Here is a 14866-nt window from a genome sequence, read left to right as displayed (position 1 = left end):
CCGGGCTGGCCGGACCGGGTTCAGAGGCTCTTCAGCGCCCGTCCCAGCCGGGCCACAGCCTCCTCGAGCCGGGGCACGGAAACATCGCCGAACGCAAAGCGCAGGTGACGGTCCGAACCCGTGCCGGGCCCGGAGGCGAAGAACGAACCGCGCTGGTACTCGACGCCTTCGGCACTGGCCGCCGCCGCCAGGAGATCCGGATCGATGCCGGCATCGCGCAGCCGCGGCCACAGGAAGAGCCCGCCGCCGGGAAGCACGCTGTCGAACGCCCCGGGAGCCTCCCGGTCCAGTGCCGCGATCAGCGCTTCGGCCCGCGTGCGGTACAGCTCGCGCGCCCGGCCAAGGGTCGAATCGAACAGGCCCGGGTCCGCCGTCAGCGCTTCGCCCACTACCGCCTGCACCAGCGTGGAACTGTGCGAATCCTGGCGGCTCCGCAGTGCCACCAGGTCCGGCAACAGGCGCTCCGGTGCCACCAGCCAGCCCAGCCGCAAGCCCGGTCCCAGGGTTTTGGTGAAAGTGTTGATGTGGATGACGTGGTCCGAGTGATTGAAGGCATCCACGCTCTCCGGCCCGCCGGAATACCAAAGCTCGCGGTAGGGGTTGTCAGCCAGGACCACGAATCCGTAGTGCTCCGCCAGTGTTGCCAGCCTGTTGCGGGCCTCGGCGGGGAGGGTGCCCTGGGACGGGTTGTGGAAGTCCGGCACGGTGTAGAGAGCTCTTGGCCGGACGCCCCGGCGCAGTTTGTCTTCCAGTTCATCCACGTCGATGCCGTGGGCACCTACCGTCACTGGCAGGGTCTGCGCGCCGGAGAGCTGCAGCCCGCGCAGGAACAACGGGAAGATCGGGTTGTCCACGGCTACGAGGTCGCCGCGTTCCACAACGGTCTGGATGCCGAGGGACAGGCCATGGAATCCGCCGTTGGTGATGATGATCCGCTCGACGGGCACGCCCTCGCGGTCTGCGATCCACTCGCGCAGGGGCGAAATGCCTTCGGTGCGGGAGTACTGCAGGGAAGGCAGCCCGGGCCTCGAGAGCACCCTTGCGGTGGCGGCGGCCAGTTCCGCCGCGGGAAGGACGCCGGGGTCCGGGACGCCGCCCAGCAGCTCGATGGCATCCTCCCGCTTGTCCCGCAGGGTGGCATCACCGAACCCCTTGGGGGCGGTGAAGCCTGCGATGAGGGCCGGCTTCCGCAGGAATTCCGGGCCGGCGGTTGCGGTGGGGGTCAAAGTCATAGTGCTGCCTCTGCTAGGTTCGGGATCTTGCTGTGTTCCGCGGGAGCGTCCGCCAGGGCAGGCAGCACCAGCCCGGAGGTGCCCGGAATGGCGTCCAGGAGCGCCCGGGTATAGGGGTGCTGCGGCCGGTCGAAGACCTGGCCCACCGGGCCGTGCTCCACCACCTGGCCGCGGCGCAGGACTGACACGGTGTCCGCCACTTGCCGCACCAGGGCAAGGTCGTGGGAGACGAACACGTAGGTCAGTCCAAGGTCCCGCTGGAGCCGGGACAGCAGCTCAAGGATGCCGGCCTGCACGCTGACGTCCAGTGCCGAGGTGGGCTCGTCCAGGACCACGACGTCGGGACGGACCACCAGGGCGCGGGCGATGGCCACGCGCTGGCGCTGACCGCCGGAGAGCTGGGCCGGACGGCGGTCCGCGGCGTCCTCCGGCAGGCCCACGGACTGCAGGGCATCCCGCACGCGGTCCGCGCGGTCAGCCGTGCTGCCCACACCGAACCGGTCCAGGGGCTCCCGGACGATCCTGCCCACCCGCCACGTGGGGTCCAGCGACGTGAACGGATTCTGGTAGACCAGCTGCAGGTGGCGGCGCACGTCGCGCAGGCCGGCCCGGGAAAGCCCGGCGGTGGAGTGGCCGCCCACGGTGATGGTGCCGCTGTCCGGGTGCTCCAGCCCCAGCAGCAGCCGGACCGCTGTGGTCTTGCCGGATCCGGATTCGCCCACCAGGGCATGGGTTCGGCCGCGTTCGACGGCGAAGGAGACTCCGTCGACAGCTCGCACCTCCTTGCCGCGCGTCCGGAAGCTCTTGGTGACATCGGTGACCGCGATCTGCGCCGGCCGGTCCGCGGTGGTGGCGTCCGCCGTCGTACTGTCCTGCGTGGAGACCTGCAGCGTGTCCCGGAGCTCGCCGGTGCGCTGGCCGCGGTACCGGTCGGGATTGAGCGCGGGAACGTCCGCCTGCAGGTTGCGGGCGTAATCCGTGCGGGGTGCGGCGAAGACCTGGGCCGAGGGGCCCTGTTCCTGGACCGCCCCGTCCTTGAGCACCACCAGCGTGTCGGCGCGTTCGGCGGCGATGGCGAGGTCGTGGGTGATGAGGAGCAGGCCGATGTCCAGCTCCTTCCGCAGATCGCCCAGCAGGTCCAGGATGAGCTTTTGGACTGTGACGTCGAGGGCCGACGTCGGTTCGTCCGCCACGATCAGGGACGGCCGCGGCAGCACCGTCAGGGCGATGAGTACCCGCTGGAGCATCCCGCCGGACAGCTGGTGGGGGTAGGAATCGTAGACGCGGACAGGGTCGGGCAGGCCCACCTGGTCAAAGACCTCCAGGATGATCCGGCGCCGGGCTCCGGCGTCCCGCTCGCCGGTCAGTGCGGCGGCCTCGTGGGCCTGGGCGCCGATGCTGCGCACCGGATTCAGTGCCGAGCCGGGGTCTTGCGGGATGAACCCGAGCTGCCGGCCGCGCAGGGGGCGGAACTGCCGCTCCGCCAGGGACAGTACTTCAGTCCCGGCCAGCCGGACGCTGCCTCCCACTGACGCTTCGGCGGGCTGCAGCAAACGCAGCACTGCCTTGGCGATAGTCGACTTTCCGGACCCGGATTCGCCAATCAGGGCCAGGCTTCCGCCGCGGGGGAGAGTGAACCCGACATCGTGGACCACCTTCCGGTCCCCGTAGGCGACATTCAGGCCCTCGACGCTGAGCAGCGGGGATGCCTTGGTTTCCGGCACTGTCGTGTCCTTTCCTTTGGTGGTTCCACCGGGGTTGGGGGCGCTCATTTGCTGTTCCTGAGCCACCGGCTGATGCGGTTGATGGACAGGACCGTGGCAACAATCACCAGGGCCGGGGCATAGACCAGCCACGGCGCGGTGACGTAGGTCTTTCCCGAGGCCACCAGCAGGCCCCAGTCCGAGGACGGGGGCGGATCACCGTAGCCCAGGAAGGCGAGGGATGCGATCACCAGGATGGACGTTCCGAACTGCAGAACCGCCAGCACCAGCACCGAACGGTAGGCGTTGGGCAGGACATGCGTCAGCAAGGCCTGGAGCCTGTTGCCGCCCTCCAGGTAGGACGCTTCCACGAACGCCGAGCGTCGCACCCGGATGACCTCCGCGCGCATGAGCCGGGCGAAGACCGCCACGGCAGATACCCCGGTGGCGATCGCGGCGTTGATGGTCTGGAAGCCCAGCGAACTGACAATCACCACGGCCAGCAGGAAACCGGGGATGGCCAGGAGTACGTCCACGAACCTGCCGAGGGTGGCATCCAGCCAGCCGCCGCGGAAGCCGCTGGCCAGGCCGATGGCGCTGCCCACCAGCAGGCCAATGGCCACGGCAACCAGGGCGCTGGTGACCGAGGACGCTGTTCCGTAGACCACCCGGGCGTACTGGTCCCGGCCCAGGTAGTCGGTGCCGAACCAGTGCTGCAGGCTGGGCGGGTCGAGTTTGCTGCCGGTGTCACCGTTGACGGGGCTGTACCCGGTGAACAGTGAGGGCAGCAGCGACCACAGCACCACTACCAGGATGACGAGGAAGGACACCAGCACCGTGGGCGGGATGCCGGCCCGGGTGCGGAGCGTTGCTGTCCCGGCGCTGCGGAGACGGGCGAAGTTCAGGTCCGCGCTCATGCGTTGGCTGCCTCTCGGACGTTGACCCGCGGGTCAAGCAACGGGGTAAGGAGATCTGCGGCGAGGTTCACGGCCACGAAGACGACGGCGGACAGCGAGACCACCGCCTGCAGGACCGGCTGGTCCTCACCCGTGACGGCTTTCTGGACCACCGTGCCGATGCCGTCGCGGCCGAAGATCGTTTCGGTGATGACGGACCCGCCCAGCAGTTCGCCTACGATGAGGGCGACCATGGCCACTGAAGGCAGCGCCGACGGCTTCACCAGGTGCCGGGCGAACAGCTGCGCTTCGGCGAGGCCCCGGGAGCGGGCCACGAGTGCGTACTCCTGGCGGGATTCGTGGTCCAGGCTGGCGATCAGCACTTCGGCAAGTGGAGCGGAGACCGGGATGGCGAGGGTGACGGCCGCGAACAGGGTTGCGGTGGCGCTGTTCGGGTCAGTGGTGGTGAAGGCGTGCAGCCGGAACGCGAAGAGCTCGATCAGGACCAGGCCGATCACGAAGTTGGGCACGGACAGGAAGAAGGACGGGATGGAGCGCAGGACGCCGGCCCACCCCGGCGGAGCGTAGTGCGCGCCGTAGGCGATGGCGACGGCGAAGACCACGGCGATGGCCAGGGCCGTGGTGGCCAACGTGAGCGTTGACGGCAGGGCGTCACCCACGATCTGGGCCACCGGCAGGTTGGACTGAAGGGAGAATCCCAGCTCGCCGGTGAGGAAACGGCCCAGCGACAACGCCAGCTGGACGAGGACCGGCTGGTCCAGCCCGTGAAACTCCACAATCCGCTGGATGTCGGCTTCACTCAGGCCGGACTGCGGGTCACGCAGCGAGTTGGTGATGGCGTCACCGGGCAGGACGCTGATGACCAGGAACGTCAGCACGTAGGCCAGGAGCACCACCACCGCCGCTTGCCCGGCCCTGGCAAGGGCGAAGCGGCCATAGCCGCTCGTCACTTGGCCACCCAGGCAGTGTAGAAGTTGGCGTACGCCAGGCCGTTGTACTGGACGCCCTTGACCGCGGGCGAGATGAGGTACAGCCGCTGTACCAGCTGGTTGAGGGGGATGAAGTAGCCCTGCTCCAGCACGTACTGCTGCAGGTCGCCGGCGATCTTTTCGCGGGATTCCCGGTCAGACGCGCTGGCGATGGCGGTGGACAGTTCGTTGAGCTTCTGGTCGCTGGTGCCCAGGTTGAACCAGTTTTCGCCGTTGTTCTGGCTGGTCAGCACGCCGGCCACCGTTCCCACATCAACGAAGCTGCGGGAAGTCTGGAACAGCGGCGGCCGGCTGGCCTGGATGGCAGCGTAACCTGCCACGTCCACCACCTTGAGGTTGACCTTGATGCCGATGCGCTCCAGCTGCTGGGCGATGAGCTCGTCCTCGGCCTTGGTGGAGGGAACGTACGGGTTGGGCGTGAGCGGGAATTCGAGGACCTTGCCGTCCTTCACGCGGAACCCGTCGGGCTCGGGCTTCCAGCCGGCGTCGTCCAGCAGCTTCTTTGCCTTGTCCGCATCGAAGGCGAAGGCGCTGCTGTAGTCGCCGGCTTCCGGGACGTTGCCCTGGATGAAGGTGGTGGCCGCGTCCCAGTCCTCTGTGTAGACGGTGTTGCGGATCTCCTCGCGGTCGATGCCGTGCTGGATGGCCTGGCGGACGCTGGGATCGTTGGTGGGGAAGGCCTGGGTGTTGACCTGGAAGCCGTCCACGAAGCCCAGGTACTTGGGTGTTCCCACGGTGAAGCCCTGCGCTTTGAGGGACTCAATTTCCTGCGGTTCCACGTTGAAGGCGACCTCAGCCTGGCCGGACGCCACCGTGGAGGTCCGCACCGACGTGTCCTTGATGACCTTGTAGGTGATGGTGTCCAGCCTCGCCGGGCCCGTGTGGCCCAGGGCGGCGGGCCCCCAGTTGTAGTCCTTGCGCTTCTCCAGCACGTAGGAGTCGCCCTGCTTCCAGGACTTGAGGACGAACGGGCCGCTGCCGATTTCCTGTGCCAGGTCCGCCTGGGCGTCCACCGGCAGGGCAAGGGTCTTGGGGGACAGGAGGATGCAGCCGTGGTAGGCGAGTGTGGCGATGAAGCCCAGGGCGGGGGAGGAGAAGGAGACCTTGACCGTCGTGGCGTCGGCGGCTTCGGCGCTGACGAAGTTGCTGGACGGGAAGAGGCCCACCTTGCTGACGCCGCGGTCCGGGGCGCCCTTGGCCCAGGCGTTGAGGTTGGCCACGACGGCGGCCGCATCCAGGGGCGTCCCGTCGGAGAAGGTCACTCCGTCCTTGAGGTGCAGGACGAAGTCCTTGGCCCCGTTGAGTTCCTCCCAGCTGCTGGCGACCCAGGGGCTGAGCTGTCCCTTGTCGTCGACGTAGACCAGCTTGTCGGTGATCTGGCCCCAGAGGTTGCCCTCGTAGCTGGAAATGGATGTCTTGCTGGAGACCCAGCCAGTGTCGTAGCCCTGGATGAGGAAGGTGATATTTCCGCCGTCAACCGGGGTGCCGGCGTCGGAGGAGCTGGTGGCCGCGGGGCCTCCGCATGCGGTGAGGACGGCGGAGCCGGTGATGGCGGTGATGCCGGCGAGGAAGACGCGGCGGCGGAATTCGATGGGGGTCATGGGAGTTCTCCTGGGTGGAAGTGGTGGGAGCCCGCTGGGCTAGATGGCTTTGCCGGGGTTGAGCAGTGCGTGCGGGTCCAGGGCTGATTTGATGGCGTGCTGCGCCTGGCGGATCCGCGGGGACAGTTCCAGCGCGGCCCAGTCCTGTTTGATGCTGCCGATGCCGTGTTCGCCGGTGACGGTGCCGCCGAGCGAGAGTGCCACGCGGACCAGTTCGGTGGCGGCCTCCTGCAGGGCCGCCGGCGGCCGCGCGGGGTCGTCGCCGGGCTGCCTGTCGAGCGTGATCAGCGGGTGGAGGTTGCCGTCACCGGCGTGCGATACGGCCGAGATGTCCACGCCGAAGCGTGCTTCCAGGGCTGGAAACGCTGCGTAAACCTCAGGGAGCCGGGAGTTCGGGACGGCAATGTCCTCGCCGATGTACCACTTGTCCTGCGGGAGGCCGCGGCCGCTGCGGCGCAGCTCCCAGAGCCGCACGCCGTCGTCGTCCGATTCCACGGTGACCCGCCCGCCGGCGGCGGTGAGCGCCGCTGCAAGGTCGGCGGACTGCGCCTCGATGCCGTAGCCGTCGAGTTCGATCAGGATCAGCGCGGCGCCGCGGCCGCGGAGGCTGGTACCGGAATGGCTGTCGATGTTTTCGAGGCTGGGGGTATCGAAGAACTCGATGGCCGCGGGCCGGACCGGGGAGAGGGTGATGGCGGAGAGGCCCTTGGCACCGGCTTCCGTGCTGTCGAAGAACGCCGTGACGGTCTTCCGGGCCACCGGGATGGGCCGCAGCCGGACGGTGGCTCGGACCACGATCCCCAGGATTCCCTCCGAGCCGACAAACAGCGAGGTCAGGTCCAGCCCGGTCACGCCCTTGATGGAGCGGTGCCCCACGCTGACCAGGCTGCCGTCAGCGAGGACGACGTCGAGGGCCAGGACGGATTCACGGGTCACGCCGTACTTGGCGCACCTCAGCCCACCGGCGTTGGTAGCGATGTTGCCGCCAATCGACGAGATATCGAAGCTGGCAGGATCAGGGGCATAAAACAGTCCGTACGGTGCGAGGCGTGCGTTTAGGTCAGCGTTAATGAGGCCCGGTTCCACTACGGCAACTTCGTCGAGCGGCGAAACCTCGATGACAGCTGTCAGCCGTTCCGTGGACACCACCACCTGGCTGGCTTCGGCGGTGGCGCCGCCGGACAGGCCGGTACCGGCGCCGCGGGGAACCACCGAAACTCCCAATTCAGCGGCCAGCCGGACCACCTTCTGCACCTCACCGGCGCTGGCGGGGAAAACGACGGCGGGACCAGCCGCGCCGCCGTCAGGCCCGGCGGTTTTCGCCGTCGCGGCGTCGTAACGGTAGGGCCCGGTTTCCGGTGCCGGCGCCAACGCGTCAATGTCCGGGTGGCGGGCGGACAGTTCCAGGACGAATGAGTCCACGGCCCGTTGCGGATGGGTGGGGCGCGGCCGCGCTTCGGGTTCTGCTGATGTCATGCCGGATCTCTTTCGGGGTGGGTGCATGGCGGAAGAATGTGACAGGAGGGGAAAGGGGAATTTTCCCGGAGCGTCATTTTCCATTTCGGTTCTAAGGGAAATTAGCTTTGTTGGCCCCCGTGCCGCGAACCTGGATGAAACCGGAATAAACAAATCGAAATTGCAGGACACGCGGATCAATGGGCGGTAAGAAATAGTCATGATCGGCGTAACAGTGCCGGCAGATGACGCCGCGGGTACCGGCGTGAAGCTGCGTTGCGGTGCGCGTCAGTGCATTGCAGCGGTGCTTGTCGAATTGAATTGGGTAATGGTTTGGTGAGGTAACGATCCAAACGAGAGGCCAAATAATGACTGCCACATCAGATCTTGCTCCCCGCCGGCTTCGCGATATTTTTGGAACCTTTGCCAGCGGGCTGACGGTGATTACCAGCTCAACACCGCAAGGGCCCGCCGGCTTTACCTGCCAGTCGTTTGCATCCCTGTCGCTCGAACCCGCGCTGGTCACGTTCAGCCCCGCCCGAACCTCCAGCACGTGGCCCGTCCTGCGGGATGCGGGCTCCTTCACGGTGAACATCCTGCCGGCCGAACACCAGCACCTCGCCGGACAGTTCGCCCGCTCCGGAATAGACAAGTTCGCCGGGGTCAGCCATACGTCCTCGCCCCTGGGCAACCCCATCCTTGACGATGCCCTCGCCTGGATCGATTGCGAACTTCACGCGGAGTACGACGGCGGCGACCACACGATTGTGGTGGCCAGCGTGCGGCATCTGAGTGCCCGGAACGACGCCGAGCCGCTCCTGTTCTTCAAAGGCCGGTACGCCGGACTTTCGCAGGGCCGCCTGCTCGAAGCCGCCAGCTGACCACGTTCTTCCGCTTCGGGAGACCGAAGCTGCAGGCGGCCATTTCCGTCCGGGACGCGGCACGGTCCTGAGCCCGGGTTCCTGCGGGGGTTCTTGCATCGGCACCGCCGAGTAGTAAGCTTGCTGAGCATTACCGTAAGCTTGCTGATTAGTGGACGATGGAAGCAGGAACAATGGGCGCAGTATTCGGCGTTGCCTGGTCACTGATGCTCACTGCCGGAGGAGCAGCCGTTGCCGCGTCAGCCCCCTATGGCGGTGCGGCACCGGGCGGACAGTACCTGGCGGGCCACGTGCTGCTGGGCGTGGGCATCGGGCAGCTGGCAGCGGTCCTGTTGCGCGCCACGGTGCAGGTGGTGCTCCGGCGCCTCCGTGCTGCCACCCATCCGGGCCCACAGGCAGTTGCCGGTGCGGATGCCGCTCTGCGCGATACCGCCGCAGCCCCTGTTCCGGCGCAGGTTTCCACCCTGCCGATGCGCCCGGCTGCATCCCTGGCCCCACTCCGCGGCCGGCATGCTGCCTGAGCTGCTGCCCGGCGGTGAAGCCGCCGCCGCCGTTCCAGTTGCCCCGTCATTGCCAACACGGCGCCCCAGCCGCCTGTCGCGCTCCACTCTGCTCCGAAGCGGCATCGCCGTCCTGCTCGCTGCGGGCCTCACGGCCGCCTCCCTGGCGGTCTACCAGGGGCAGCAGGCCGGCGACACTGACCAAGCCACCTTGCGGGGCTTCCAGATCCGGGTCCTGAGCATCAGCCAGGCGGTAGCGGAAAACAGGCCTGAAGGCGCACTGGCGGCGCTGCAGGGGCTCGAGGACGACCTCGACCGTGCTGCCCTCGACGGCCGGATCACCGCGCCAAGGCTGCGCGGCATCGAGAGTGCCCTGGGCGCCGTGCGGGCCGACATCAGCGGACAACTGGAGTCCCGGGCTGCGGTGGCGGGGACCGCCGCTGCCGCCGGGACAGCCCCCGCAGCGGACACCACCACGACCGCCGACGGCACGCCAACTTCCGGTTCCGCGGGCGCCGGAGCCGTGCCGGCACCCGCCCCTGCGGCGCCGGCACCCGCACCGGCCGTGCAGCAGCAGCCCGGCCCTCCGCCCGGCGTCACAGCACCCCAGGGCAAAGCCAAGGGCCACAACAAACCCTGACCTGTACGCCGGGACCATCCTGCAGGACTGCAGGGGACGGTACCGGAGGCAGAATGGACAGGTGAGTTTGTCCGCCGGTCCGTCCGCCATCCCTGATATCCAGCCCTTTGACCTCGCTGCCATCGGCGCGGACCTGGCGTTCGCACGGTCCCTCCCGGAACTCCGGAAGGCGCTCGACGCCGGCGGCCCGTCAGCCGCCGCGGTGGTCCAGGCCCCTCCCGGCACCGGCAAGACCACAATGCTGCCGCCGCTGATGGCCAACCTGGCCGGCGGAACGGGCCGCGTCATCGTGACCCAGCCGCGCCGCGTCGCAGCCCGTGCCGCAGCACGGCGGCTGGCCGCCCTGGATGCCAGCCCGCTGGGCAACAGGGTGGGCTACACCGTCCGCGGCGAGCGCCGGGCCGGAGCGGAAACCCTCGTCGAGTTCGTGACCCCCGGCATCCTGCTGCGCCGCCTGCTGGCCGATCCCGGGCTGACGGGCGTGGCCGCCGTCGTGCTGGACGAAGTCCATGAACGGGGCCTGGAAACGGATCTGCTGGTGGGAATGCTCGCCGAGGTGCGCCAATTGCGCGGCGACCTGCAGGTGGTGGCCATGTCCGCCACGGTGGAGGCTGCCCGGTTCGCGGCGCTGCTGGGGGATCCCGACGGCGGCCGGCCGGCTCCCGTGGTGGACTCGCCGTCGGTCCTCCACACCCTGGAGGTCCGCTGGCATCCCGCCGCGGCTTCCCGGCTGGATGACCGTGGCGTGACGCGTGCCTTCCTTGACCACATCGCCACCACCGCAGCAGAAGCCCAGCTGCATGCCCTGCGCACGGACCCTTCGTCCGATGCCTTGGTCTTCCTTCCCGGCGCCCGGGAGGTGGCCCACGTTGCGGCCGGACTGCGGCACCGGGCGGGCGCCGCCGTGGACGTCCTCGAACTCCACGGCCAGGCCAGCGCCGCCGAACAGGACCGGGCAGTCTCGGGCCGCCCGCCGGGAGGCAAGCCCAGGATCATCGTGTCCACGGACCTGGCCGAATCGTCGCTCACGGTGCCCGGGGTCCGCCTGGTGATTGACTCCGGCCTGGCCAGGGAACCCCGGCGCGACGCTGCCCGCGGCATGGCCGGCCTGGTGACCGTGTCCTGCGCACGCGCCTCGGCGGAGCAGCGGGCGGGCCGTGCCGCGCGGCAGGGGCCCGGCACCGTGGTCCGCTGCTACAGCCAGCAGGCCTTCGGTGCGGCGCCCGCGCACGCCACTCCGGAGATCAGGGTGGCGGACCTGGCCGGCGCCGCCCTCACCCTGGCCTGCTGGGGTTCCCCCGGAGGCCAGGGCCTGGCGTTGCCGGACGAGCCGCCGCGGCAGGCCATGGACGAGGCCATGGAAGTGCTGCGCGAGCTCGGCGCCGTCACCTGGGACGGCCATGCCACCGCCGCCGGACGGGTACTCGCGGAGATCCCGGCAGACCCCCGGCTGGCCCGCGCCCTGCTCGACGGCGCGGCGGACGTGGGTGCGCAGGCGGCCGCTGAGGTTGTGGCGGCCCTTGGTGGGGACCAGCGGGCGCACGACGCCGACCTGCCGCGGCTGCTCGGCAAGTTGCGTACGGAGCCGGGACCGGCCCAGCGGCGGTGGCTTGAGGAGGTCCGTCGCCTGGAAGCACTCGCCCGCCGGCACGGGCGCAACGCCGCCGGCCACGCAGCGGCCGGCGGCAATGCGGCCGGACCCACCGGACCGGCCACCGGCGAGGCGCCGGGCGCCGTCGTCGCGCTGGCATACCCGGACCGGGTTGCACGCCTGGTGCCCGGCGATGGACCGGCCCGCTACCTGCTGAGCTCCGGGACGAGGGCCGGACTGCCGGCGGGCAGTTCACTGGGCGGCCATGAGTGGCTCGCGGTCGCGGAAGTGTCGCGGGCCGGTGGGCGCGATGCCGCGGGCACCGGGGCAGTGATCAGGTCCGCGGCGCCGCTCACCGCAGCGCAGGCCGAGTCCGCCGCCAGCCATCTCCTGGCCGAGGCCGTTGAGGCGGAGTTCCGGCAGGGGCGGGTCACGGCACGGAAGGTCCGGCGCCTGGGTGCCATCGTGCTGGCAGAGACCCCCGTCCGGCCTACGCCGGAAGCGGGCCGTGCAGCGGTCGGCGCGGCACTGCGCCGGGACGGGCTCGCCCTGCTGGAATGGTCGGCGGCGGCACGGGACCTTCGCGGGCGCCTCGCCCTTTTGCACCGCGAACTGGGCGGCCCGTGGCCCGATGTCTCGGACGGGGCGCTCCTGGAGCGCCTCGACGAGTGGCTCGGACCGGAACTTCAGGCACTCGCGGAAGGGGCCGCCGTCGCGCGCGTCGACCTGGCCGGGCCGCTCCGGAACCTGCTGCCCTGGCCGGACGCGGCACGCTTCGATGACCTGGCGCCCGAATGGCTTGAGGTCCCCAGCGGATCCAGGATCCGGGTGGCCTACCCGGTCCCCGGAGAGGAAACCACCCGGCCTGTGGTGGCCGTGAAGCTCCAGGAATGTTTCGGGCTGGCCGAGTCCCCGCGGCTGGCCGGCGGGCGGGTTCCTGTCCTGTTCCACCTGCTGTCCCCGGCACGCCGGCCGCTGGCCGTCACTGACGACCTCACCTCTTTCTGGTCCGGGCCCTATGCCCAGGTTCGGGCCGAGATGCGCGGCAGGTATCCGCGGCATCCGTGGCCCGAGGACCCGTGGGCCGCCCCGGCCACCGCAAGGACAAACCGGCGGAACTGAGGCGCCCGGCCCCGGGGTCCGGCTCCGGTGCACGGCTGCGCAGGCGGCCGCGTGAGAACAACGATACAAAGCCGAAACGTCCCGTCGACGTGCTGAAACATCCTTTGCCTAGGCTCTTTCCTACGCGGACAGCGTGGTCCGCACCACCTACGGAAGGACTCACCATGTTTCTCTTGACCAGCCTCAACCTCCTGCTGGATGGCCGCAGCAACGACGCCGGCGGATCCCGCAACACCGAGTCCGGCACGTTCCCGGCGGGCCGGCTGACCTCTGCAGCGTGGGAGGGCTGGTGGCACGAGGACGCCGCTTAGCCGGCGCCGTTCTTTGGCGTTTTCAGCCGCTAAACCGGATGAAATCCGCCACCGGCGCCGCCACCGAGGCACCCACCTGGTCTGCGGGCCGTTTAGCCCCCGCCACCGCAAAGGAATGGTCACCGCCGTCCACCCACTGCAGGACCGCCGTCGGGCCGATCCTGGCCACCACGTCCTCAAGGAGGGCGGCCGTGGCAAAGGTGTCCCGGCTGCCCTGCAGGAACAGCATGGGAGTGGTCAGCCCGTACAGGTGTTCGTCGCGCAGCTTCTCCGGCTTGCCCGGCGGGTGCAGCGGGTAGCCAAGGTAGATGAGGCCGGCCGCCGGCATCCCCTCCGCCACGGCCATTGACGCCATCCGGCCGCCAAATGATTTACCGCAGGCCCACACGGTGCCCGTGTCACCTTGGACCGTTGCCTGCTCGGCGGCGGTATCCATCACGGCCCGCCAGGTGGCGATGGCCAGCGGAGGGCGGTCCGGAAACCGGCGCCCCGCTTCACGGTAGGGGAAGTTGAACCGGAGCGTGGCCAGGCCCAATTCGTTCAGGGCATCGGTGAACCCGCGCAGGAACGGGTGCTCCATCCCGGCCCCTGCGCCGTGCGCCACCGCCACAGTGGCCACGGGGCCCGCCGGGTTGTCCGGGCGGGCGTAGACGGCGGAGACGGCGGTATCGCCCACCGGGATGGACAGGTGCTGATCGGTTGCGGGCATGGGTCCATCATGCCGGACCTGGCAGGGCAAATGTGCTGCCGTTCGGAGCGCGGGGTGTACGTTGTCCCCATGGCGAGCGAACAGACCACCATCACCGTCCCGGGCCCCCACGGCGAGCGCGAGATGCGCATTTCCAGTCCCGGCAGGGTCCTGTTCCCGGACCTGGGCCTCACCAAACTGGATCTCGCCCGGTATATCTGCGACGTGGGGGAGGCATTCATCGCAGCGAACGGCGGCCGTCCGGTGTCCCTGCAGCGGTACTCCGACAACATTGACGGCGAGATGTTCTTTTCGAAGAACCCGCCCAGGGGCACTCCGGATTTCGTCCGGTCCGTCAAGGTGGTCTATCCCAGCGCGCGTTCCCACCCACAACTGGTGCTGGACGAGCCGGCGGCCGCCGTCTGGGCCGTGCAGATGAACACCGTGGTGTTCCACCCCTGGCCGTCCCGGGCGGAGAACCCGGACAACCCCGACCAGCTCCGCATCGACCTTGACCCGCAGCCCGGTACGGACTTCGACGACGCCATCCCGGCCGCCCAGGTGCTGCGGGACGTCCTGGCCGAAGCCGGACTCGAATCGTTCATCAAAACCTCAGGCAACCGTGGCCTGCATGTTTATGCACCCATCAAGCCGGAACGCGAATTCCTGGACGTCCGGCACGCCGTCATTGCCGCGGCCCGGGAGGTGGAACGGCGGATGCCGGACAAAGTGACCACGGCGTGGTGGAAGGAGGAGCGCGGTGAGCGGATTTTCCTGGACTTCAACCAGGCCAACCGGGACCGGACCATCGCCGGCGCCTACAGCCCCCGCGCCTTGCCGCACGCCCCGGCCTCCTGTCCCATCACGTGGGATGAACTGGAAACCACGGATCCCAAGAAGTTGACCGTCCTCACCGTCCCTGACCGGCTGAAAACTGTCGGCGATCCCTGGGCCGGGTTCGGTAACAAGCCGGGCAGCATCGGCACGTTGCTGGAGTGGTGGGACAGGGATGCCAAGGACGGGCTCGGCGAGATGCCGTTCCCGCCGGATTACCCCAAGATGCCCGGCGAACCGCCCCGGGTCCAGCCCAGCCGGGCGAAAAAGCAGACTGAGACTGCCAACGACTGACCTGAGCCCTCCAAAACAGGGCACTTTGGCACGGACACGCCGCCCGCCGTCGTCATTCACGACGGCGGGCGGCGGCAATGTGCCCCGGGACCGCAGGTGCGGCCGGGG

13 protein-coding genes are annotated in these 14866 nt (G+C 69.2%); 6 read left to right on the top strand and 7 right to left on the bottom strand.

All coding sequences use genetic code 11. The features are described 5' to 3' along the window. Positions 1–20: 20 nt before the first annotated feature. Genes OVA06_RS09230 through OVA06_RS09205 form a run of 6 tightly spaced genes read right to left on the bottom strand, consistent with a single transcriptional unit; the run spans position 21 to position 7918 of the window. Positions 21–1232, bottom strand: a complete 1212-nt coding sequence (locus tag OVA06_RS09230; protein WP_268157742.1) for an aminotransferase-like domain-containing protein — start codon at positions 1230–1232, stop codon at positions 21–23. Beyond that, positions 1229–3004: a dipeptide ABC transporter ATP-binding protein gene (locus tag OVA06_RS09225; RefSeq protein ID WP_268157741.1), complete on the bottom strand. Its 1776-nt coding sequence runs from the start codon at positions 3002–3004 to the stop codon at positions 1229–1231. The genes OVA06_RS09230 and OVA06_RS09225 overlap by 4 nt, the downstream gene beginning before the upstream one ends. Then, positions 3001–3852, bottom strand: coding sequence for an ABC transporter permease (locus OVA06_RS09220; RefSeq protein ID WP_268157740.1), 852 nt, complete (start codon positions 3850–3852; stop codon positions 3001–3003). Before OVA06_RS09220 ends, OVA06_RS09225 begins: the two co-directional genes overlap by 4 nt. After that, positions 3849–4802 (bottom strand): ABC transporter permease, encoded by a 954-nt coding sequence (locus OVA06_RS09215; RefSeq protein WP_268157739.1) that lies wholly within the window; start codon positions 4800–4802, stop codon positions 3849–3851. Before OVA06_RS09215 ends, OVA06_RS09220 begins: the two co-directional genes overlap by 4 nt. After that, on the bottom strand, positions 4799–6442 hold the full coding sequence (locus OVA06_RS09210) for an ABC transporter substrate-binding protein (RefSeq protein WP_268157738.1): 1644 nt from the start codon (positions 6440–6442) through the stop codon (positions 4799–4801). The genes OVA06_RS09215 and OVA06_RS09210 overlap by 4 nt, the downstream gene beginning before the upstream one ends. A gap of 39 nt (positions 6443–6481) precedes the next feature. Continuing rightward, positions 6482–7918 carry an FAD-binding oxidoreductase gene (locus OVA06_RS09205; RefSeq protein WP_268157737.1) on the bottom strand — a complete coding sequence of 479 codons (1437 nt, stop codon included), beginning with the start codon at positions 7916–7918 and terminating at the stop codon, positions 6482–6484. A gap of 347 nt (positions 7919–8265) precedes the next feature. Here OVA06_RS09205 and OVA06_RS09200 point away from each other — a divergent pair, with 347 nt between their 5' ends. The 5 genes from OVA06_RS09200 to OVA06_RS09180 all read left to right on the top strand — a co-directional run bounded on the left by OVA06_RS09200 (position 8266) and on the right by OVA06_RS09180 (position 12942). Continuing rightward, complete coding sequence (locus OVA06_RS09200; protein WP_268157736.1) at positions 8266–8778, top strand: flavin reductase family protein; 513 nt, start codon at positions 8266–8268, stop codon at positions 8776–8778. Between the two features lie 173 nt (positions 8779–8951). Then, positions 8952–9299: a hypothetical protein gene (locus tag OVA06_RS09195; protein ID WP_268157735.1), complete on the top strand. Its 348-nt coding sequence runs from the start codon at positions 8952–8954 to the stop codon at positions 9297–9299. After that, positions 9289–9918: a hypothetical protein gene (locus OVA06_RS09190; RefSeq protein WP_268157734.1), complete on the top strand. Its 630-nt coding sequence runs from the start codon at positions 9289–9291 to the stop codon at positions 9916–9918. Before OVA06_RS09195 ends, OVA06_RS09190 begins: the two co-directional genes overlap by 11 nt. 67 nt (positions 9919–9985) lie before the next feature. Beyond that, a complete protein-coding gene (hrpB, locus tag OVA06_RS09185) occupies positions 9986–12631 on the top strand; it encodes an ATP-dependent helicase HrpB (RefSeq protein ID WP_268160728.1) in 2646 nt (881 codons plus the stop codon). A 164-nt stretch (positions 12632–12795) separates the two neighbouring features. Beyond that, on the top strand, positions 12796–12942 hold the full coding sequence (locus OVA06_RS09180) for a hypothetical protein (RefSeq protein ID WP_268157732.1): 147 nt from the start codon (positions 12796–12798) through the stop codon (positions 12940–12942). A gap of 22 nt (positions 12943–12964) precedes the next feature. Here the strand turns inward: OVA06_RS09180 and OVA06_RS09175 are convergent, their stop codons facing one another. Continuing rightward, positions 12965–13651, bottom strand: coding sequence for an alpha/beta hydrolase family protein (locus OVA06_RS09175; protein WP_261619744.1), 687 nt, complete (start codon positions 13649–13651; stop codon positions 12965–12967). Between the two features lie 69 nt (positions 13652–13720). Between OVA06_RS09175 and ligD the strand changes: the two genes are divergently transcribed. After that, positions 13721–14758, top strand: coding sequence for a non-homologous end-joining DNA ligase (gene ligD / locus OVA06_RS09170; RefSeq protein WP_268157731.1), 1038 nt, complete (start codon positions 13721–13723; stop codon positions 14756–14758). Positions 14759–14866 lie beyond the last annotated feature (108 nt).

The sequence above is a fragment of the Pseudarthrobacter sp. SL88 genome, from assembly GCF_026672455.1.
In the GTDB taxonomy this organism is placed as follows: Bacteria; Actinomycetota; Actinomycetes; order Actinomycetales; family Micrococcaceae; genus Arthrobacter.
This window is presented reverse-complemented; position numbering and strand designations above follow the sequence as displayed.

Bases quoted from the DNA above. Each gene is read 5' to 3' on its own strand.
- OVA06_RS09230 (WP_268157742.1), bottom strand. From the start codon at position 1,232: ATGACTTTGACCCCCACCGCAACCGCCGGCCCGGAATTCCTGCGGAAG.
- OVA06_RS09225 (WP_268157741.1), bottom strand. From the start codon at position 3,004: ATGAGCGCCCCCAACCCCGGTGGAACCACCAAAGGAAAGGACACGACA.
- OVA06_RS09220 (WP_268157740.1), bottom strand. From the start codon at position 3,852: ATGAGCGCGGACCTGAACTTCGCCCGTCTCCGCAGCGCCGGGACAGCA.
- OVA06_RS09210 (WP_268157738.1), bottom strand. From the start codon at position 6,442: ATGACCCCCATCGAATTCCGCCGCCGCGTCTTCCTCGCCGGCATCACC.
- OVA06_RS09205 (WP_268157737.1), bottom strand. From the start codon at position 7,918: ATGACATCAGCAGAACCCGAAGCGCGGCCGCGCCCCACCCATCCGCAA.
- OVA06_RS09200 (WP_268157736.1), top strand. From the start codon at position 8,266: ATGACTGCCACATCAGATCTTGCTCCCCGCCGGCTTCGCGATATTTTT.
- OVA06_RS09195 (WP_268157735.1), top strand. From the start codon at position 8,952: ATGGGCGCAGTATTCGGCGTTGCCTGGTCACTGATGCTCACTGCCGGA.
- OVA06_RS09190 (WP_268157734.1), top strand. From the start codon at position 9,289: ATGCTGCCTGAGCTGCTGCCCGGCGGTGAAGCCGCCGCCGCCGTTCCA.
- OVA06_RS09180 (WP_268157732.1), top strand. From the start codon at position 12,796: ATGTTTCTCTTGACCAGCCTCAACCTCCTGCTGGATGGCCGCAGCAAC.
- OVA06_RS09175 (WP_261619744.1), bottom strand. From the start codon at position 13,651: ATGCCCGCAACCGATCAGCACCTGTCCATCCCGGTGGGCGATACCGCC.
- ligD (WP_268157731.1), top strand. From the start codon at position 13,721: ATGGCGAGCGAACAGACCACCATCACCGTCCCGGGCCCCCACGGCGAG.